This window comes from Halomonas sp. CSM-2, from assembly GCF_002119345.1.
GTDB lineage: Bacteria > Pseudomonadota > Gammaproteobacteria > Pseudomonadales > Halomonadaceae > Vreelandella > Vreelandella janggokensis.
This window is the reverse complement of sequence record NZ_NBYR01000003.1, coordinates 161414-181480: the sequence shown is the minus strand read 5'-3', so window position 1 is coordinate 181480 and position 20067 is coordinate 161414. Positions and strand designations below refer to the sequence as shown.

At 59.4% G+C, this 20067-nt stretch carries 15 protein-coding genes, 1 tRNA gene and 1 pseudogene; 5 read left to right on the top strand and 12 right to left on the bottom strand.

Annotated elements, in window-relative coordinates; genetic code table 11:
* Nucleotides 1–131 precede the first annotated feature (131 nt).
* The gene (locus B7L15_RS03700) at nt 132–1157 is read left to right on the top strand and encodes a DUF1853 family protein (protein WP_441316943.1); all 1026 of its coding nucleotides are present in this window, start codon (nt 132–134) and stop codon (nt 1155–1157) included.
* On the opposite strand, the gene proB is transcribed toward B7L15_RS03700, so the two are convergent.
* The 4 genes from proB to rplU form a co-directional block, all read right to left on the bottom strand.
* Nucleotides 1154–2293 (bottom strand): glutamate 5-kinase, encoded by a 1140-nt coding sequence (gene proB / locus B7L15_RS03695; protein ID WP_085917670.1) that lies wholly within the window; start codon nt 2291–2293, stop codon nt 1154–1156. The genes B7L15_RS03700 and proB overlap by 4 nt on opposite strands.
* A gap of 41 nt (nt 2294–2334) precedes the next feature.
* The gene (cgtA, locus tag B7L15_RS03690; RefSeq protein WP_085917669.1) at nt 2335–3522 is read right to left on the bottom strand and encodes an Obg family GTPase CgtA; all 1188 of its coding nucleotides are present in this window, start codon (nt 3520–3522) and stop codon (nt 2335–2337) included.
* A 176-nt stretch (nt 3523–3698) separates the two neighbouring features.
* Nucleotides 3699–3956, bottom strand: coding sequence for a 50S ribosomal protein L27 (gene rpmA / locus B7L15_RS03685; RefSeq protein ID WP_085917668.1), 258 nt, complete (start codon nt 3954–3956; stop codon nt 3699–3701).
* Between the two features lie 31 nt (nt 3957–3987).
* Nucleotides 3988–4299: a 50S ribosomal protein L21 gene (rplU, locus tag B7L15_RS03680; protein ID WP_027337601.1), complete on the bottom strand. Its 312-nt coding sequence runs from the start codon at nt 4297–4299 to the stop codon at nt 3988–3990.
* 296 nt (nt 4300–4595) lie between these two features.
* Here rplU and ispB point away from each other — a divergent pair, with 296 nt between their 5' ends.
* Together ispB and B7L15_RS03670 are read left to right on the top strand one after the other, a co-directional pair.
* Nucleotides 4596–5600 carry an octaprenyl diphosphate synthase gene (gene ispB / locus B7L15_RS03675; RefSeq protein WP_085917667.1) on the top strand — a complete coding sequence of 335 codons (1005 nt, stop codon included), beginning with the start codon at nt 4596–4598 and terminating at the stop codon, nt 5598–5600.
* An 86-nt stretch (nt 5601–5686) separates the two neighbouring features.
* A tRNA-Pro gene (locus B7L15_RS03670) sits at nt 5687–5763 on the top strand.
* A gap of 96 nt (nt 5764–5859) precedes the next feature.
* Here the strand turns inward: B7L15_RS03670 and B7L15_RS03665 are convergent.
* From B7L15_RS03665 to B7L15_RS03640, 7 genes and pseudogenes are all read right to left on the bottom strand, one after another.
* A complete protein-coding gene (locus B7L15_RS03665) occupies nt 5860–6642 on the bottom strand; it encodes a sulfite exporter TauE/SafE family protein (protein ID WP_085917703.1) in 783 nt (260 codons plus the stop codon).
* 47 nt (nt 6643–6689) lie between these two features.
* Nucleotides 6690–9014 (bottom strand): ATP-dependent DNA helicase, encoded by a 2325-nt coding sequence (locus B7L15_RS03660; RefSeq protein ID WP_085917666.1) that lies wholly within the window; start codon nt 9012–9014, stop codon nt 6690–6692.
* On the bottom strand, nt 9011–10702 hold the full coding sequence (locus B7L15_RS03655; RefSeq protein WP_085917665.1) for a VRR-NUC domain-containing protein: 1692 nt from the start codon (nt 10700–10702) through the stop codon (nt 9011–9013). Before B7L15_RS03655 ends, B7L15_RS03660 begins: the two co-directional genes overlap by 4 nt.
* 54 nt (nt 10703–10756) lie before the next feature.
* Entirely contained in the window at nt 10757–11092 is a 336-nt protein-coding gene (locus B7L15_RS03650; RefSeq protein ID WP_085917664.1) for a hypothetical protein, read from the bottom strand.
* A 72-nt stretch (nt 11093–11164) separates the two neighbouring features.
* Nucleotides 11165–12202, bottom strand: coding sequence for a histone deacetylase family protein (locus B7L15_RS03645; protein ID WP_176243628.1), 1038 nt, complete (start codon nt 12200–12202; stop codon nt 11165–11167).
* 69 nt (nt 12203–12271) lie between these two features.
* Nucleotides 12272–12496, bottom strand: a pseudogene (locus B7L15_RS19510) (GIY-YIG nuclease family protein); the annotation flags it as partial.
* A 17-nt stretch (nt 12497–12513) separates the two neighbouring features.
* On the bottom strand, nt 12514–16506 hold the full coding sequence (locus tag B7L15_RS03640) for an EAL domain-containing protein (RefSeq protein ID WP_085917662.1): 3993 nt from the start codon (nt 16504–16506) through the stop codon (nt 12514–12516).
* 424 nt (nt 16507–16930) lie between these two features.
* Between B7L15_RS03640 and B7L15_RS03635 the strand changes: the two genes are divergently transcribed.
* Nucleotides 16931–17242, top strand: coding sequence for a hypothetical protein (locus B7L15_RS03635; RefSeq protein ID WP_085917661.1), 312 nt, complete (start codon nt 16931–16933; stop codon nt 17240–17242).
* Nucleotides 17243–17290: 48 nt separating this feature from the next.
* On the opposite strand, the gene argE is transcribed toward B7L15_RS03635, so the two are convergent.
* Nucleotides 17291–18466, bottom strand: coding sequence for an acetylornithine deacetylase (gene argE, locus B7L15_RS03630; RefSeq protein WP_085917660.1), 1176 nt, complete (start codon nt 18464–18466; stop codon nt 17291–17293).
* Nucleotides 18467–18684: 218 nt separating this feature from the next.
* Here argE and ugpB point away from each other — a divergent pair, with 218 nt between their 5' ends.
* The gene (gene ugpB / locus B7L15_RS03625) at nt 18685–20010 is read left to right on the top strand and encodes a sn-glycerol-3-phosphate ABC transporter substrate-binding protein UgpB (protein ID WP_085917659.1); all 1326 of its coding nucleotides are present in this window, start codon (nt 18685–18687) and stop codon (nt 20008–20010) included.
* Nucleotides 20011–20067: the final 57 nt, after the last annotated feature.

The following is a 20067-nucleotide window of genomic DNA, read 5'->3' as shown; positions in this document are numbered from 1 at the left end:
CACAGATTAATGCCTGATGACATACCTGCAGAGACGGCCTCTTCCATATCAGCAGTAAGCGTGTTACCAACAGCCGTGATAATGACGCTTTATACCCCCGCTTGCCCTGGGAATTCTGCCATGATCAGCCATTGCCTGAACGCCAGACCACGCCGACCCGAGAACAACGCTTGAAGCCGCCTAACTACCTGGAAGGTGTGACGTCGGCACATCATGAAGCAATATTGCGTGACCTCGCCTGGCTGGTCGTGACACCGGATATCGTGGCGTTCCCGCCCTCCAGTCCATTTTCAGGCCGCCCTAGCCAGTCCGAGCTGGGGCTGAGTGACGCCCTGGAAGCCTGGCTGAATGGTTTGGCAATCCCTGAGCTGGCCCGCCATGGCCGCCAGTCGAGCCGCATGGGGCACTATCACGAACAGCTATGGCATTGGCTGCTGGACCGCGCGCCCAATACGTGCCTGCTGGCTCATAACGTGCGGATTACCCGCAAGCGCATTACCTTGGGCGAACTGGACATGCTCTACCGCAGGCGGGATCAACCTGCTCCGGTGCATCTGGAAGTGGCGATCAAGTTTTATCTCGGGTTACCTGAAGGGCCTGGAGAAGCCACCAGCCAGAGCCGCTGGATAGGCCCGGGCGGTCTGGACAGCCTGGCTCTGAAATACTGCCATTTGCAGCGTCATCAGTTGCCACTTTCTTCCACAATACCCGCACAGGAAACACTCGGCCATTGGCTAGCCCCTCGGGATACAGGATATACAGAAACAGGCCTGGGCGGGCAGCTCACCCAGCGGCTGGCCATGCCGGGCGTGCTGTTTTATCCATGGCACGCGCCCATGCCATCGCCTGAGGGTGCCACTACTGCACACCGCAGAGGACGCTGGTGCCACGTCAGCGACTGGCCAGCGCTTGCCTCTACCCTACCCGCTGATTTTCTGGTGACCTGGCTCGAAAAACCGCACTGGTTGGCGCCGCCAACCTTTGACGCCTTCAAACCAGCGTCAGAATCACTGATACCGCTATTGGCGATGGCCCGGTATCAGCCGCAGCAGGTCATGATGTATCTGCCCTCAACCCAGCGCTGCGAGCGGCTGTTTATCGTGCCCGACAACTGGCCGCGTCAGGTACCTTTGCCACCGCGTTTGCAACCGCGTTAAACCACCACCAGATTATCGCGGTGAATCAACTCGTGAGCCTCCACGTAGCCAAGGATGGCTTCAATTTGATGGCTTGGTTTACCCGCTAGCTGACGGGCTTCGTCGGCTCCGTAGTTGACCAAGCCTTTCGCCACGGTTGTGCCTTGCTCATCGACACAGGCCACCATATCGCCGCGCTTGAAGCTGCCCTGGACGGTGCGCACGCCAACGGCCAGCAGGCTGGAGCCTTTATCGCGCAGTACCTTGACGGCGCCAGGGTCCAGCACCAGCGTGCCGCGCACCTGGAGTTGTCCCGCCAACCAGCGTTTACGTGCTGCGATGGGGGCTTGCTCCGGGCGCAGCAACGTGCCCAGCGCCTCGCCTGCCATAACCCGGGTGATGACATCGGGCTGCCGACCACTGGCGATTACCGTGACCGCACCGGAGCGGGCCGCCAATTGAGCGGCGCGCACCTTGGTGGTCATGCCGCCCCGCCCCAGCGACCCGCCACTACCCGCAACGGCCGCCAGGCGCGGGTCGTCGGCCCGGGCATCGCCAATCAGCTGTGCGGTGGGGACGTGGCGGGGATCAGCGTCGAACAAGCCTTCCTGGTCAGTCAGCAGCAGCAGGGCGTCGGCTTCGAGCAGGTTGGCGACCAGGGCGCCCAGGGTGTCGTTATCGCCAAAGCGAATCTCATCGGTGACCACGGTGTCGTTTTCGTTGACCACCGGGACGACGCGCATTTCCACCAGAGTACGCAATGCAGAAAGCGCGTTAAGGTAGCGCTTGCGGTTGGAAAGGTCGTCGTGGGTCAGCAGGATCTGCGCGGTCAGCACACCGTGGCGGGCGAAGTGCTGCTCGTAACACTGGGTCAGACCGTTTTGCCCCACCGCCGCCGCGGCCTGGAGTTCGTGCACCGCGCTGGGGCGGGCCTGCCAGCCAAGGCGCACCATGCCCGCCGCGACGGCACCCGATGACACCAGGACGACCTCGATGCCCCGCTGGTGCAGGGCCGCAACTTGATCGACCCAACGGCCAATCGCCACTTCATCCAGGCCACGACCGTCATTGGTCAGCAGCGCGCTGCCCAGCTTGACCACGACGCGGCGAGCCCTGCTCAACGCCGCTCTACCCAGCACCGACTCATTGCTTGCCACGTCGCTCTTCTCCCTTTTGGCCAACCCTGCGCCTTTAGCCCTCAAGGCGCGTATTCGACATCCACATCGTAATCATCATCATCGAAGTCGTCGTCATCTTCGTCGTCGCGTTTGCGCTTGCGGCCGAGTCGCGCTTCGGTGCGGGCCACGGACTCTTCCTCCATGCGCCGACGCATTTCCTGCTCCCGGGCATGGGCTTCCTCGTCTTCGTGTTCCAGGCGCTGCTGTTCGGTGAGCCAACGATAGGCCGCCTGCACCAGTTTGTCGGTGCCGTCGCTGCTGATCGCCGAAATGCGGAACACCGGCCCTTGCCAGTTCAGCGCATCGATAATCGCCTGGGCGCGCGCCTCGCGCTCTTCTTCATGCAGCAGGTCGAACTTGTTCAGGACCAGCCAGCGGGGGCGCTCGGAAAGCGCCGGTGAGAACTGGCCCAGTTCGTGTACGATCGCTTTGGCCGCCTCGACCGGGTCAGATTCATCGAACGGCGCCACGTCGACCACATGAAACAGCAGCCTTGTACGGGTCAGGTGCTTCAAAAAGCGCAACCCAAGCCCCGCGCCATCGGACGCGCCTTCGATCAGGCCCGGCACGTCGGCCATGACGAAGTGCTCGTGCATGCCCAGCTTCACCACGCCCAGGTTGGGCACCAGGGTGGTAAAGGGGTAGTTGGCCACCTTGGGCTTGGCCGCCGATACGGAGCGAATCAGCGTCGACTTGCCCGCATTGGGCATGCCCAGCAACCCCACATCCGCCATGACTTTCATTTCAAAGCGCAGGTTGCGGCGATCCCCCTCGGTGCCCGGTGTGGTCCGCCGGGGCGCACGGTTGGTGGATGACTTGAAGTGGATATTACCCAACCCACGGCGACCGCCTCCGGCGACCAGCACGACCTGACCGATCTCGGTCACATCGGCAATCACTTCGAGGGTATCCTCGTCGATCACCGTCGTTCCCACGGGCACTTTGACGTGCAGGTCTTCACCGGCCTTGCCGCTCATCTGGCGGCCCATACCGCCCTGACCGTTTTCGGCTTTGTAGAAGCGCTGGTACTTGAAGTCGATCAGCGTATTCAGCGCATCGTCACCAATCAGGTAAACGCTGCCGCCGTGGCCGCCGTCGCCCCCATCAGGGCCGCCTTTGGGCACGTATTTTTCGCGGCGAAAGCTGAGACAGCCATTGCCGCCTTTTCCCGCCTCAACAATGATGGAGGCTTCATCGACGAACTGCATTGGTTTCTCCCGGCCGCTTTCGCCGCCCTCATATGCGTTACGTTTTCCAATCTTTGACTCCACCAACATGATGGAAAAGTGTATTGGAAAAGGGGTTAACCGACAAAAAAGCCCCGCCATGGCGGGGCTTTTTTCTCGCAACGCTTTGTCGACGTTACGAGCGCAACGCTAGCCGTTTACTCAGAAACGATGCTAACAAACTTGCGGTTGTGCGGACCCTTGGTCTCGAACTTCACAAAGCCTTCGTTCAGAGCGAAGAGCGTGTGGTCACGACCCAGGCCAACGCCGGTGCCGGCGTGGAAACGCGTGCCGCGCTGACGAACGATGATGCTGCCTGCGCTCGCTGCCTGGCCACCAAAGAGTTTCACACCTAAGCGTTTGGACTCGGAATCGCGACCGTTACGCGTGGAGCCGGCTGCCTTTTTATGTGCCATTGCAAAATCCTCCTAAAGGGGAATTGGCCGCTTACGCGGAAATTCCGGTAATTTTGACTTCAGTAAACCACTGGCGGTGGCCCTGGCGCTTCATGCTGTGCTTACGGCGACGGAACTTGATGATCGTCACCTTATCACCGCGGCCGTGGGAAACCACCTCGGCAGACACTTTCGCACCGCCGACCAGCGGTGCGCCGACATTAACGTCGTCACCGTCGGCTACCAGCAGCACTTGGTCAAACTCGATCGTCTCGCCAGTGGCGACTTCGATCTTTTCAAGCTTGAGGGTCTGGCCTTCCTGAACGCGGTACTGCTTGCCACCGCTTTTAATAACTGCGTACATGTCTCTCTCCGGACGTCAATATGGCCGCTTTGATCACCGAAAACGGCGCTCATCAAAAATCGCTCTTGTCGACCTGCGGCGAGTGGCGCCCCTTTTGGCAGCCATCTGACAGGGAGCATGATGAGTGGGTCGCGGATTATAACGATGATTGCGTTTTGCTACAAGGCCTATTGCACCATTACAGATGATAGGGTATCACACACCCGCAGGCGCCTTGACGCCTAACGGAGAGCCCCATAGCATGGCCTCAACTTAGCGCGGCATATGCCGCCTCCATCTGCCGCGACGAACATTCCATGACCGCTAACGTCTCATCAGTCCAGCCTGCCAGCTCCACGCCCTCACCGCTGCACGCCGTGGTGGCGGATGACTTCGATGCCGTTAACCGAACCATCGTCGCCCAGCTCAATTCCAAGGTGCCGCTGGTCGAAACCATCGGCCAGTACATCACCGAGAGTGGCGGCAAGCGCTTGCGGCCACTGCTGGCGTTGCTGGCGGCACGTTCACTGGGTTACACCGGCGATAAGCATATCCCGCTGGCCACGCTGATCGAGTTCATGCACACCTCGACGCTGCTGCACGACGACGTGGTCGATGAGTCTCACATGCGGCGGGGCAAGAAAACCGCCAACGACGCCTGGGGCAATGCGCCATCCGTACTCGTTGGCGACTTCCTATACGCGCGCTCGTTTCAGATGATGGTCGACGTCGGCTCGATGCGCATCATGGCGATTCTTTCCGGTGCCACCTGCGTCATCGCCGAAGGCGAAGTTCAGCAGCTGACCAATATCGGCAATCCCAGCGTTTCAGAAGACGACTACTTCGATACGATTCTCGGCAAGACCGCCATGCTGTTCGAAGCCGCTTCCCACAGCGGCGCGGTGCTTGCTGAAGCGACCCCCGATCAGGAACAGGCGCTGCAGCACTACGGGCGTTATCTGGGATTGGCGTTTCAACTGATTGATGACCTGCTGGATTACCAGGGCGACGCCGAGGCCATGGGCAAGAATGTCGGCGACGACCTGGCCGAAGGCAAACCGACCCTGCCGCTGATCCGTGCCATGGAACAAGGCACCCCCGAACAGGCCAAGCTGATTCGCCAGGTCATCCGCCAGGGCGGGCTCGAGCAACTCGACGCGGTACTCGACATTGTTCACGCGACCGGCGCTCTGACCTACACCCGTACGCGGGCCGAAGAAATGGCCGATAAAGCCCTTTCCCAGCTTGACGCTCTGCCCCCCAGCCCCTATCGCGACACGATGGCAGAGCTCGCTCGCCTGGCGGTTGACCGGCAAACATAATTGCGTTTTCAGCCCTGGCAAGACTTGAAAAAAACCGCCTGGCTACGTATTATGCCTCTCCGTTGTCGCACCATACGGCAACGCATCGGAATATAGCTCAGCTTGGTAGAGCGCTGCCTTCGGGAGGCAGAGGTCGTAGGTTCGAATCCTGCTATTCCGACCAAAGATTTCCATGAAAACGGCCACTTAGCTATTACAGCAAGTGGCCGTTTTTTGTTGGCGTGCAGGGTAGCGAACCGCCTATTTGGGGAGGTGCGCGTCACCCCGGCGGGTGAATCAACCCCACAACGCTGACCAGAATCAGCACGGCCCCCAACACACGAAAGAACAGCCCGGTGTCTGCTTTGAGCATATAGCGGTGGGCCTTCTCGCCGAGCAAATGGCCAATAAAAGCGCAGGGCAGCAGCCACAGCTGGTGAATCAGTTGCAGGTCGACGCCTGCGATGACGAACGACACCATCTTGATCACCACCAGGATAAACCACAGCACAAAGAGGGTATCCCGCAGCTGTTCCTTGGCGACGTGAGTAGCAAACACCGCCACGATCAGCGGCGCACCGATCAGTGAGGTACCGCTGACATAGCCGCCCAGCGCCAGCAGCACGTAGTCCACATACTTGTTCTTGCTCTTGAACGGCTTGTTAAGCACGTAGCCAATGGCATAGATGATCACGATGCCGAAGATGATGCTGGTCATCACGTTAGCCGGCAGCGTCAACAGCCCCACCACCCCGATGAGCTTGGGGATAATCATGATCTTCAAGGCCTTGGCCAGGTAGCCCCAATCGATATTACTCGCCGGCGCGGCGCCGGCTCCCCCCTCTTGCTGCACTTGACGATGCCCACGCCAGGCAATCCAACTGGAGAAAATCAGCAGGTGAATGGCAATAATCGGCAGGAAGACCAGCGGCTCGTTCACCACCAAAAGCAGAAATGGCAGCGCCAGCACGGCACCGCCGAAACCCAGACTCGTCCTGACAAAACCGCTCCAGGCAAAAATTAGCCCGATCAATGCATACTGATACCAGAGTAGATCCGTCATGGGTTCGCCTAACCATCGTCGTTTTTGAAAGCCGTTATGGGGCATCGTTATTGAGAAAAGGTCTCCACCGTCCACCAGGAGGGCAGCAGCGCACGTACATTAGCTTGCGCGAAACGATCATCCATTAATACCACAACGCCTTCATCATCTGGACTGCGAATCACCCGGCCAGCGGCCTGCACCACTTTGATCATGCCGGGAATACGGTAGGTGTAGTCGTCACCCTGGCCAAAGCGCGTGCCCAAACGCGCTTTCAGCGCTTCGTTGAAGTCGTTAAACGGCGGCAGGCCCAGGGTCGCAATAAAGGCGCCAATCAGCCGGTCGCCGGGCAGGTCGATGCCCTCCGCGAAGGCACCGCCCAGAACCGCAAAGCCGATTCCTTTTCCACCGGGTGTAAAGCGCGCCAGAAACGCCTCGCGTTCGGCCTCAGGCATCCCGCGGGTTTGGCTAAACACGGGCACATCCGGGTGCGCTTCGCGGAACCGTGCCAGCGCTGCCGCCAGGTAGGCAAAGCTGCTGAAGAACGCCAGGTAGTGGCCTGGCCTGCGCTGATACTGCTGCGCCATGGTGGCGACGATGGGCTCGATGGAGGCGTCCCGGTCACGAAAACGGGTGGAAATATCGCGTCTTATGCGTACCTCAAGCTGGCGGGCGGCAAACGGCGATGCCACTTCGCGCCAGACGGTCTTTTCCGGCAAGCCGAGAAGGTCTCGATAGTAGTGACCAGGGGTGAGCGTTGCCGAGAACAGCACCACTGAGTGCGCGGCGTTAAAGCGCGGGGCCAGAAAATCGGCGGGTATCAGGTTGCGGAGTCCCAGCACCGCCCGCCCTCGCCCATAGCGGGTAAGATCACACAGCGAGTGCTCGCCAAAACGCTCCGCAAGGCGGCAGAACGCCAGCGCTTCGAACAGCAGTTCCTGGAGTTCCAGACTGGCGTCTTCAGGGTGCTCACCCAGGTGATCGGTCACCGAAGCCCCCGCCTGCTGAGCGGCGGCCACCAGCTTGTCAGGCAGCGTCGTGAGCAGCCGATAGGCTGGCTTACCCAGTTCGCCTACCGCATCCAGCCCCGCGTCTTTCAGTGACTTGTCATTAAGCAATGAGTCTTTAAACAATGCCTGCCACTGGCGGGCTAAACGATTCAAAGGCCGTGAAAGCGCTGTCGGCGCGGCGCGGCGCAACCGGTTAAGTCGCTGCTGGTCGAGTTCGGCGCTGTACATGCCGCGGGCGCGCTCCACCAGGTTATGCGCTTCATCGACCAGTACGCCCGTCCGCCAGTCGTTGGCCTGAGCCAGGCCGTGTAGCAGCGCGTGGTAGTCGAACCAGTGATTAACGTCGCCGACCACCACATCTGTCCAGCGCGCCAGTTCCTGGCCTAAATAGTAGGGGCACACGTCATGGGCCAGCGCCACTTCACGCAGCGCGTCGCGATCCAGCCACGCTTGCTCGACTGCCGCTTGTCGCGCCCCAGGCAGGCGGTCGTAAAAGCCCGCCGCCAACGGGCACGACTCGCCGTGGCAGGCGCGGTCAGGGTATTCGCAGGCCTTGTCCCGGGCCACCAGTTCCAGGACCCGCAGCGGCTGGGCTTCCTCGCCCTGGCCAGCGCGCAGCGTGGCGAGCGCATCCAGCGCCAAACGGCGGCCGGGGGTCTTCATGGTCAGAAAGGCGATGCGGTCGAGTTGCTGACGCGGCATGGCCGAGAGCATGGGGAACAGCGTTGCCACGGTCTTGCCAATGCCCGTGGGTGCCTGAACGAGCAGGCAGCGCCCGGTGCCGGTGGCTTTATAGACGTCTTCAGCGAGCTCGCGCTGGCCGGGACGAAACGTGCTGTGAGGAAAACGTAGCGTTTGCAGGCGGCTGTCGCGGCGCTGACGATGGTCGGCCTCCTGCTGCGCCCAGGCGAGAAAGCGTTGGCACTGGGCGGTAAAAAACGCCTGCAACTTGCTAGCGGACGCCTCCTGGTTAAGCAAGGTCTCCTTGCCACTGGCGATCTCCAGGTACACAAGCGTCAAGGTGATGTGCTCCAGGCCGCGCTCTTTGCAGAGCAGCGCGCCGTAGACTTTCACCTGCGCCCAGTGCAGCGCCCGCTGGTTATCGGCCATGCGCTCCAGGCTGCCGCGGTGGGTTTTGACTTCTTCCAGGCGGTTGGCCGCAGGGTCAAAACCATCGGCGCGGCCTGTCACCGTCAGCCCCGCAAAGGTGCCTGACAGCGGCAGTTCGGCGATATAGTCCGCCCCGCGGCGGCTGGCCACCAGCGTATGCCCTTGTATGCCTTCCTGGGCACTGGGCGCAGGGGTAAAGCGGTGGTCGAGATCGCCTTCGCGGGCGGTGAAATCGCAGAGCGCCCGCACTGCCACCCGATAGGTCGCGCTCATGGCATTGGCTCGGCGCTATCCGCCCAGCAGACGTAACATACCGCGACGGGGATCTCGTGACGGTGGAAGAAGGTTAGCCAGCGACGCTGATTATCCTGCAGCCGGTCGCCAGGGCCTTTGACTTCGATCATCCGGTAGCGCGGCGTGCCCGCGGGTGCATCGGGCATCAACTGAATCAGATCCGGCAGCCCGGCGCGGTTGGTCTTGAGATCCCCCAGCAGCCGTTCGAAACAGGCGCGCAGATGCTCTGCGGGGATACATTCGAGCGCCAGCTCGACCAGCGCCTCATCGACAATTGGCCAGTGGACAAAGGGCGATGCCAGACCAAACTTCTCCCGCCAGGTCGCCTGAATCACCTCGCGGTAGCCGCCATCTTCCAGCCGCGCCAGGCAGGCATCGAAGGCGTCACGCCGACGCGCCACAAAATCGTCGCGGTATAAATCCGCGGGGGCGTTATGAAAGGGATGAAAGAAGGCGCCGGGCAACGGTGCAAATATAGCGGACCAGCAGAGCAGGCCAAACAGCCCGGTGATCAGACTGTTTTCCACATAGTAGACCGGTGCCTGGGGCTTGCTCAGTGCTTGAGCCACAGCGCGCTCCACACCTTGTGGCCCGGGCAATACTAGATCCCAACGCTCATGGGCGGGCTCTGGCTCACTCGGTACAACAGGCATTTTAAGCCGCCGCTGCAAACGGGGCAGCAGCCGTGCCAGAGCTTGATGTTCGGTCTCGTTAGGGCTGCTATCCAACGCCTGGGTCGCCCGTTCAAAAGCCGCTTGATGTTCTCCCGCTCGCTCCAACACACGTAGCTGTCGAATGCGCGCTTCGCTACTGTCTGCATCGCCATAGAGTGTCAGCGCAAGCGCAGAGTCACCGCTGCGCTCAGCCTCGCGGCCCAGTTGCAGCAGTAACCGAGCACGCCGCGTGGCCAACCAGCGGTTATCCGAGGTCGATGGTACTTCACGGTAAAGATCAGCGGGCAATTCGCCCTCATCAAGACGTTGGCGCAAATGATGGAGCACCAGGTAGGTATCCACTTCATGACGCGATTGGAAAGCGCGGGAGTGTGACGTGAACGGCACAACCTCAAAATGCTGGAGGCCGAGCTCCGTCAACACGAACTCAGCCCAGTCCTGGCGCAGGTTACCAAAGAACATCAGCCGCAGACGGTCGCAGGTTTCCATGACCGTTAGCCGCAGGACTGTATCGTTTGCCCCGGGCCACCATTGGGATAACCGCTTGGGTTCATTGAACGCGCTTGCCAGCGTGTCGTAGAGCACGGTTTTGGCGCTAGAGACACTGACCCCGGCTGCGCGTATCTCCGCTGCCAACGCCTGGCGCAGTTCGGCCAAGCGTAGCTGGTGAAACACCTCATCGACACTAAGCGCCGGGTCGCTATCGACCCAACCTAGCGACATCAAGGGCGCCACCGCCGTTGCGCTGTCGCCGATCTCGGCATAGCTGAGTTTGCCAAGCCGGAACAGCTCGCCTTTGCGCATCACCATGCGCACCAGCAGCGCCTGGGATGATCGCGGCAAGTTCTCGAATTGAACCAGGAAATCGCGCTCATCTGCCGAAAGCAGGTCAGCATGGCGCTCCCCCACCCAATCCAGAACGAAGCGGAAGTTCGTCAGGTAGTAGAAAGGGTCATCGAGGGAGGCGGTCGGCGTCGCGAATGCACTGTTCATTCATCCATTGTAACAGCGCGGCGGTTTCGCCGTCATGGCGTATGGGAGCGTGTTTTACCCCACCCGGTGCTGCTTGAGCACGGTGAGGCTTCGCTCTTCTTCGCTTTGCGGTTGCGATGGTGCTTGGCGGGTGCCGACAAGCACATACCACTCCGCCTCACTCAGATAGCCTTCGCACCAGCGACCCAGATCGGCGGCACAATCCTCTCGAGTGAGCTCTCCCGCACGATAGTCATTGGCCAGGAGTAACAAGCTCTGGCGTGCCGCGCGCGCGCGGGCATCGCCACCGTGCACCTTGGAGAGCGGGCAGCGCCTATCGTAGGCAGCGTTGGTCAAGGCATTTAACCAACGCTCCAGCTCATGTGCTTGAATACCGCCGTAAACGGCCACGCGCGAACTCCCTGCCCTATATAAAGGGCGATAGACTGCCCGAATTGGCCTCGAGTGTCATCTTTTGATGTCTTAACTTATTCCCTGTTTAAAGCCTTGTAGCACATTGACGACATTGATACCAATGTCGTCCACAGCATAGCCGCCTTCCATAAGCAACACCGTTGGCAGGCCAGCTTGTGTAAGTCGTTGTCCCAACAAGCTAAAGTCGCCGCTTGTGAAGGTAAAAGCGCTGATAGGATCACCTTCGAAGATATCCACGCCCAGCGAGACGATCAGCATGTCGCATTGTGCCTCCTTGATCCTGGCAAGGGCGTTATCCAGCGTGGCCATCCAGGTATCAACGGTCGTACCCGGCGGGAGGGGGTAATTGGTGTTGAAACCTTCCCCTCTGCCCCGCCCCGTTTCATCCGCATAGCCTGAATAGTAAGGAAAGGTTACCTCGGGGTCGCCGTGTAGTGAGATAAACAGCACGTCATCGCGCTCGTAGAAGATCTGCTGGGTGCCATTCCCGTGGTGAAAATCCACGTCCAGTATCGCGACGCGGCGCTTGCCCGATGCCAGTGCTCGCTGCGCGGCGATCGCGGCATTATTGAAAAAGCAGTAGCCGCCAAACTGGTCAAAAGCGGCATGGTGCCCCGGCGGCCGACACAGGCCAAAACTGGGCTCGCCCGTCGCCAGCGTCTGTTCAACAGCCCCCAGTGCCACATCTTTGCTGGCCATCGCGGCTTCAAAGGTACCTTCGCTAATCGAGGTTTCCGCCGCCAGGGCGTAATAGCCCAGCTTGGCACTTACCACCCGGGGTATACGGTCACCACGCAAGGTTCGCGCAGGCCAGATATTGGGAATTGCCTCCCCCTCGTGCCCGGCGGCTACCCATTCGTGCCAGCAGTCTGCCAGGAAATTGACGTAGTCAGCATCGTGCACTGCCAGCACCGGCTCCAGGCCGAAGGCGCGCGGCTCGAAAAGCTCGCCCACCGCCGCCTGCTGGAGTTGCTTCAACACCAGATCAACGCGCTCGGGGCATTCGAAGGGAGCGACCAGCACGCCATCATGAAGCTCCGTTCGCGCCTGTCTCAGGCGGGTCTTGTCTGAATAAAAAATATGCATGGTGTCTCCTGCCATCGGCAACGGGGCTGGGCTCGCCCAGGCTGATGCCCAGGCGCGCTTCTGCTGCGCCGACTGACGCTTGAGTTGGTATTCGGCACGGCTGGCGCTCGCCCGGTCGGGGAACGGCTGCGCGCCCAACAGGGCCACGGGCGGGTTCGCACGGGTAAAGCGCGCACCTTTACCTGAGGCGTGGGCGCGGTAACGCTTGGCCAAATTATTGGTGATGCCCACGTAAGTGCCCCGCTGGCATTCAAGCAAGTAAAGATACCAACGGTCGCGCCCAGGCGCCGTCACGCTATTGACGGTCTGGATCACCGCTGGCTCCTGACGCTTGGCTGCTCGTTGAGCGAATCGATGAACGCGACCAAGCTCGTCAACGGCATGGGCCTCGCCAAGCCAAAGCCCTGAAAGACATCGCAGTGATAGTCCAGCAGTTGGCGATGCTGATCAGACGTTTCAACACCTTCCGCAACGACGTTCAGCCCAAGGTGATGGGCCATGGAAATAATGCCTTTAACAATGGCACTGTCGGCCTCGCTTTGATGCAGTTCGTGTATAAAACTGCGGTCGATTTTCACCGTATTCACCGGCAGGTGCTTCAAGTAACTGAGGCTTGAAAAGCCTGTGCCAAAATCATCGATGGAGACCCGAATGTCCATATCGCGCAACGCACGCAAGGTATCGATGGCGACCTCGGTATTCTCCATCAGAATCCCTTCGGTGATCTCCAGCGCCAACTGCTGTGGCGGCAACCCGGTGTCCGAAAGCGTCTGTTGTAGCGTGGCGAGAAAATTTGAGCGCTGAAATTGGAGCGGCGATAAATTCACTGCCACCGCCAGATTCCCCCGCCCTTGCTGGGCCAGGGCTTGCATATCACGGCAGGCGCGGTTCAGCACCCACTCACTGATCGGCATGATCTGGCCGGTGGCTTCCGCCAATGGAATAAAACGCGCCGGCGAGATAAATCCTTTTGTCGGGTGCGGCCAACGCAGCAAGGCCTCAACGCTGACGAGCTGGCCGTTGCGGTTAAGCAGCGGCTGATAATACAGTTCAAACGCCTGGCTCTCGATGGCCTCCTGCAGTTCGTTGCGCAACACCAGTCGCTCGCTGGCGGTATCGTTAAATACCTCCGAAAACCATTGATACGCATTACGTCCCCGCTGTTTGGCTTTATACATCGCCATGTCGGCCCGCTGGATCAGCATTTGCGGCTCCAGCAAAGCCTCCTCACTGATGGCAATGCCCACACTTGCAGTCAGATATAGCTCGTGCTCCTCGATATAATAAGGACGCGACAGCGCTACCAGCAGGTGCTCGGCAATCTCCACCACATCAGCTTCGTCGTGAACCCTTGGGTGCAGAATGACGAACTCATCGCCACCCAAGCGCGCTACCAGGTGGTGTTCGTCTACCGCACCGAGCAGTCGCTGGGCCACCTCTTCAAGCACCCTGTCGCCCACGGCGTGCCCCAGGTTGTCGTTGATCGGTTTGAAGTCATCCAGGTCGACAAACAGCACCGCAACGCGCTGTTGCTGCGATTGAGCTTTGGTAAAGGCATCACTCAGCGTTTCTTCAAACAGTGCTCGGTTGGGCAATTGGGTCAGGTCATCGTGGGTCGCGTGATAGGCCAGCCGCGCTTCGAAGGCCTTGTGTTTGGAGATGTCGTGCTGCACGCCCACGAAGTGGGTCAACTGTGCATCGGGGCTGCGTACCGGGGCGATGTAAAGATCATTCCAGAACAGGCTGCCGTCTTTGCGATAATTGCGTAGGGTCACATGAACATCACGCTGTTCGCTTAGCCGCTGACGGATTTTCTCAACAGCATCTGAGTCAGTACCCTCGCCTTGCAGAAAACGGCAGTTGCGGCCCAATATTTCCGCCTGCTCATAGCCCGTCATCTCGGTAAAGGCCTGATTAGCATAGACAATCGGCAGCCCCGGCTGCGTAGCATCGGCGATGACCACCCCATTAACGCTGGCTTCCACGCTGCGCTCGAGGGTGCGCAGCCGAGACTCCTGCTGCCGCTTTTCGGTAACTTCCTGAGCAATCCCATAAAGCCCCTGAATGTCGCCGTCGACCACGATGGGCAGGTTGATCAGGTCCATGATATGCGGCTCGCCTGCGCGATCACGGATAACTAACTCATAGCGGATAATACTGCCCTGCATGACGGACTGGTAACGCTGGTTGACTGAATCGATATCCTCGTCGTAGATAAAACAGTTGAAGTGGCTACCGACAATCTCATCAACGGCGTAGCCACTAATCGTCGCGCAAGTGGCATTGGCCGTGGTAAAACGGCCTTGCTCATAAAGTGAGAAAACCGCATCCGGGTGGTGGGTGAACAATGAGCGGTAGCGCTGCTCGCTTTCCTCGAGCGAGCGCCGAACCTGAAAACGCTCAACCGCCAGCGCCATTAAGCCAGCCGCCTTGTCGATCAGCAAATTATCGTGCTCGGTAGGCACCCGCGGTCGGTGGGAATAGGTGGCAAACGTCCCCAGCAGTTGCCCATTGCTCCCCATCACCGGACTCGACCAACATGCGGCCAATCCCGCTTGTCGGGCAACATTGTGATACCCATTCCAATGCTGATCATTGGCAATGCACTCACTGATCACCTGGCGACGCTGGTAAGCCGCGCGACCGCATGCGCCCATCAAAGGGCCAATGGCCACCAGATTGACCGCTTCAAGGTATACGTCGGGCAACCGCTTACCCGCCGCCAGCGTCAGGTGAGTCTTCGCTTTATTCGCCAGCATGATCGAACATAGCGAACCGGGCAGTTGGCGCTCAAGCAACTGGCAGAGGCTTTCCAGAATGTCCTCCAGAGGCGCTTCCTGGGCGATCATCCGCTGTATATGCTGCTGGTCCTCAAGGGTTTGACGTGCCTCCGCCAGCTCTTTTGCCCTGGCGATACTGGCGACCACCAAACCGATGCAAAAGGCCAACAAACCACTCAGCATCAGCCCCACCATGGCGACCACCACGGGGACAAAGCCCGCTAGATACCAGTTGTAATGGCTGCCCGACAACGCCTCAAGGCGCAGGTTGATCCCCCCGGGCAAGCCTGCATTGCGCTTCGCCAATATACGCCCTGGGTGTAGCGCGCTATCTGTCTGAGCGCCAGGCGGCTGCAGCATCAGCAGAGGCGTACCGCTACGGCTCATGTTGACCTGAAAGGGGCCCAGCTCAAGACGCAAGTCATAATTGAACAGCACGGCCAGATCGAGGCTTGCCACAAGCCGCTGATCCCGCTGTGCGAGCGGCATCGCCACAAACGCCAGGCTCGGCGTGTATGGATCAGAGATCACCACCCAGGGCCGGTCGAAGGGCACCGATAACCACTCGGGCACCGATGGCTTGTTGAGCTGCTGCCGAAGCCACTTCTCGCTGCCGGATGTTCGGGAATGAAACCAGATGGGGTTCAAGCGCTCATCGACCAGGGCGATCGCCTGCAGGCTGGGGGTATCACGCAGATAGCTTTCCCCATCCAGCGTCAACAGCTCGCGATCAAAGTTGTCTGGCGAGGCGTTGATGCGCTCAGCCATACGCTGCAACAGCTGCAACCGCGAATTGACCGCCTTTTCGGCGTTCAGCTGCACATTATCCAGCAGGTACCTGGCCTGTTGTTGCGTATCGTTGAACTGCTGCAGACTGAGTACTCCCCAGGCCACGGCACTGGCGGCTACCCCGGCGAGGCACGCCAGTGCCGTGGAGCGAGTCAGGTTGAGTGGCCCGGGCGAACGGCGCAGATAAACCCCCACCATGGCGGTTCCCAGCAGGAGTGTGAATACCACTACCGCTACCGGGGACGACGAAAACATCGGATCGTCCAGCTCGATGCCCGCCCATAACCTGACCAGCATCAGCCCACCAAATAGCCACTGGCCAAGCCCACTGAATAACCAGAGTAACCGACGCCTGTCCGTTGACTGGCCGCACCACAGCGCTAACCCCACCACCAGCAACATCACCGCGCCAATACTGGTCATTCGCGCCTGACCGGTTAACCATGAAGGATCAACGGGGGAAGCAAGGACGTTATGGGCAAGGGTGTATAGCGCCAGCCCCGTTAGCGCCAGGGCGCAGAACCATCGCATGCGCTGCCACCCTTGCAGGATGGCGAACACGCCGACACTCGCCAGGGAGGTAGCGATCGCTGCATCGGGCACCAGTGCGACGGCAAACAATGAGTGGGATTCGGACAGCCCAAATAGGCTGCCGACCACGCCCATGAGCACCAGTGTGGCGACGGTCATTAACAGCAGCGTATCTAACGCAAGGGTCCGCGCGTTGATGGGCACGAAGGCAGTTTCTCCTGGTTAGTCTCTAATACCACTTCACACTGGCTAACGTGAGAAGGCTAGTTCCTCGGTCAACGATTGAATCCGTTCCTCAACAGCCTATACTGCCGCGTGCTGGCATGGATCAACTCACTTTCCTGTCAGTTATTACACTGTATCGACAGCATGCCGACTTACGTTAGGCGCTCTCCTTCAACGGTTAACCAACCACCGCTGCCGAGCAACGGAATTACCTCACGATGAACGGGGCGTAAGGTTAAGTGTACTTCATCACCCCCCCCTTGTGGTCATCATGCGAAAGACGATATACGTTTTGTCTAGGGGATAGACGACAAATTAGGTATAGTGGTAGCGCACTAACATCAGACTGACGGAGTACGAATCACGATCGATCATTCTTTCCAAATTGCAGGAGGTTCTCCCTATGAAGGTTTACAAACCCGAGTGGCAGTGCACGTTTAGCGTAAACGAAGGCGCGGAAGAATCAGCTAGCTGGAAAGAGAGAATCGCGTGGCGTCTCAGAGGGGTTGCGGATCGGTTAGAGGGCGGCGGTCGTACGGTAAAGATTGACTATCGCGTGACGCCAGCCATTAGCCAGCACGAAGTTGATACCTGCATGGGTAAAGGCTTTGAAGTGACCCAGCGCTTGCTGTCCCAACTGGCACAACAACAAGCCTGCGAAGATGTAATGCGCCATGCCAAAGCTGAGCTATTCGTAGAAGATCACCAGCATTGATGCGGTAGTCATTGTCCCGCCCGATACCGGGTGGGACACTTGCCAATTTCACTCGTTACGCCCCGACGTTTGCCGCAACACCTCTGTCATTTTGTCCAAAAACACCGTGCACGCTTCCAACTGACTGCGCTCAACATACTCATCCGGTTGATGCGCCTGGGCAATGCTGCCTGGCCCCAGAATGATCGTCTGTAAGCCCTGCCCCTGAAATTGCCCGGCCTCGGTCGCATAGGCCACCGCGTGGTCGCAGCATCCTGCTGGCAAATGGTCTTTCGCCAAGCGTAGGACGCGGTCATTATCACGATCCGCCAACCCCGGGACTGTCACATTCAGCGCCTCGGTCGTGATCTCAACATGCTTCCCTCTGGCCTGCATTTGATCGCTTAACTGGGCGCAAAACGCCTCATAGCGAGCATATACCTCGTCGAACGTATCCGTCGGCAAATGGCGAATTTCCCACTCGAACTGGCACTCCCGGGCCATGATATTGATCGCCGTACCGCCTTTGATTTTACCGACGTGCAGACTGGTATGGGGCACGTTGAAGGCCTCATCGACACGGCCCTCTTCCACCAGCGCGGCCATGGTGTCTTCGATAAAGGTCACCAGTCTTGCCGCGACGTGAATCGCCGAGGTGCCCTGATTGACCTGGCTGCTGTGGGCCTCGCGCCCGCTAACGGTGGTGCGCAGGTTGGTCGCACCTTTTTGCGCCACGACCGGCTGCATGCTGGTCGGCTCGCCGACAATCACATGCGCGGTGGTCGAGTAATGCTCATAGAATCGCCGAATCAGATCCGGCGCGCCCACACAGCCGATTTCTTCATCGTAGGAAAACCCCAGATAAACTGGTTGCTTGAGTGGCGCGTTCACCCACTCGGGCACGTTGGCCAGGACGCAGGCAAGAAAGCCTTTCATGTCGCAGGTGCCGCGCCCGTATAACCGGCCATCACCGCCATCGCGCAGGGTGAAAGGGTCACTCGACCAGGGCTGACCCGCCACCGGCACCACATCGGTATGCCCGGAAAGCATGACACCGCCCGGCGCATCAGGGCCGATACGGGCAATCAAGTTGGCTTTATTACCACACGGGCTCATTACCCGCTCGGCTTCCACACCATGGGAAGCCAGGTAGTCTTCCACATAGCGGACCAGCGCCAGGTTGGATTCGCTCGAGGTGGTATCAAACGCCACCAACCTTGCTAACAGTCGCTCCGCGTCGCTCATTATTGCCCTTCCTGTCATTGGCCATCTTGTCTGCCAGACTATCACCCCACCCACCGGCCGCCTACATCGGCAAGTTGTAATGTGGAGTTCATCTGGCGTTCACCTGAACGTCATCTGCACTTTCTACAGTCTAGGCATCCAGAAAACTATGTATCCAAAAAACCTTAACAAACGCAGGGTACTGCCTGATTCATTTCAGGCCCACAAGGAGCTTCTGTATGTCTCGTTTTACACTGCACGCGCTTGCCGTAGGGGTGGCGACGGCCAGCCTTAGCCTGTCTGCTCAGGCGACAACCGAGATTAGCTGGTGGCACGCCATGGGCGGCCAACTGGGCGACATTCTTGAAGAGATGACCCAGGACTTTAACGAGTCCCAGGATGATTATCATGTGACCCCCAGCTACCGTGGCACCTACACCGAAACGATGACGGGCGCTATCGCCGCCTTCCGAGCCAATGAGCAACCGCATATCCTGCAGGTCTTTGAAGTCGGTACCGGCACCATGATGAACGCCGAAGGCGCCATTTACCCAGTGTACGAGTTGATGGAAGCGCATGGCCGCGCTTTCGATAACGATGTCTTCCTGCCCGCGGTGGTGGGTTACTACACCGACACCAACGGCAATATGCTGTCGTTCCCGTTCAACTCCTCTACGCCCATCATGTACTACAACCGCGACATGTTTGAAGAAGCGGGCCTGGATCCCGAACAGCCCCCCCAAACATGGCAAGAAGTGGCCGACTTTTCACGTCAGATCGTCGACGCTGGTGCGGCCAGCTGCGGTTTTACCACCTCATGGCCTAGCTGGGTAATGCTGGAAAACTTCTCCGCTTGGCATAACGTGCCGCTAGGTACGCTGGAAAACGGTTTTGGCGGCCTGGAAACCGAGCTTACCTTCAACAATGAGCTGGTTGCTCGTCATTGGGACAACCTCCACGACTGGCAGGAAGAGGGGGTGTTTAAATGGGGCGGCCCCGGTTCCGGCCCCGACTCGGAGCCGCTTTTCTACTCCCAGGACTGCGCGATTTTCTTCGGCTCTTCTGCTTCACGGGCAGATGTCGCCGCCAATTCAGAATTTGACGTCGGCTTTGGCATGCAGCCCTACTACGATGACGTAGACGGCGCACCACAAAACTCGATTATCGGTGGCGCAACGCTATGGGCACTGCAGGGCCACAGCGAAGAAGAATACGCAGCCGTTGCAGCGTTCTTTGAGTATCTCTCCCAGCCCGAGGTACAGGCGCAGTGGCATCAACAAACCGGCTATTTGCCCATCACCCAAGCCGCCTGGGATCTGAGCAAAGAGCAGGGCTATTACGAAGAGAACCCGGGGGCGGATATTTCGCTTGAGCAGATGACCCTCAACGAGCCGACCGAAAACTCCAAAGGCCTACGATTTGGTAACTTTGTGCAGATTCGCGACATTATCTCCGAGGAAATGGAAGCCGTGATGACTGGCGATAAATCCGGCCAGGAAGCGGCGGACGATGCCGTGGAACGCGGCAATGTTCTGCTGCGGGACTTCGAAGCCGCCAATCAGTAACCAGGCACTGACGTCGCCGCTTACCCAAGGGTAGGCGGCGCTTTCGTTCGGCTGTGT

Excerpts from the sequence above, each read along its gene's own strand:
- cgtA (WP_085917669.1), bottom strand. The coding sequence starts at position 3,522 with ATGCAGTTCGTCGATGAAGCCTCCATCATTGTTGAGGCGGGAAAAGGC.
- rpmA (WP_085917668.1), bottom strand. The coding sequence starts at position 3,956 with ATGGCACATAAAAAGGCAGCCGGCTCCACGCGTAACGGTCGCGATTCC.
- rplU (WP_027337601.1), bottom strand. The coding sequence starts at position 4,299 with ATGTACGCAGTTATTAAAAGCGGTGGCAAGCAGTACCGCGTTCAGGAA.
- ispB (WP_085917667.1), top strand. The coding sequence starts at position 4,596 with ATGACCGCTAACGTCTCATCAGTCCAGCCTGCCAGCTCCACGCCCTCA.
- B7L15_RS03665 (WP_085917703.1), bottom strand. The coding sequence starts at position 6,642 with ATGACGGATCTACTCTGGTATCAGTATGCATTGATCGGGCTAATTTTT.
- B7L15_RS03660 (WP_085917666.1), bottom strand. The coding sequence starts at position 9,014 with ATGAGCGCGACCTATCGGGTGGCAGTGCGGGCGCTCTGCGATTTCACC.
- B7L15_RS03655 (WP_085917665.1), bottom strand. The coding sequence starts at position 10,702 with ATGAACAGTGCATTCGCGACGCCGACCGCCTCCCTCGATGACCCTTTC.
- B7L15_RS03645 (WP_176243628.1), bottom strand. The coding sequence starts at position 12,202 with ATGCATATTTTTTATTCAGACAAGACCCGCCTGAGACAGGCGCGAACG.
- B7L15_RS03635 (WP_085917661.1), top strand. The coding sequence starts at position 16,931 with ATGAAGGTTTACAAACCCGAGTGGCAGTGCACGTTTAGCGTAAACGAA.
- argE (WP_085917660.1), bottom strand. The coding sequence starts at position 18,466 with ATGAGCGACGCGGAGCGACTGTTAGCAAGGTTGGTGGCGTTTGATACC.
- ugpB (WP_085917659.1), top strand. The coding sequence starts at position 18,685 with ATGTCTCGTTTTACACTGCACGCGCTTGCCGTAGGGGTGGCGACGGCC.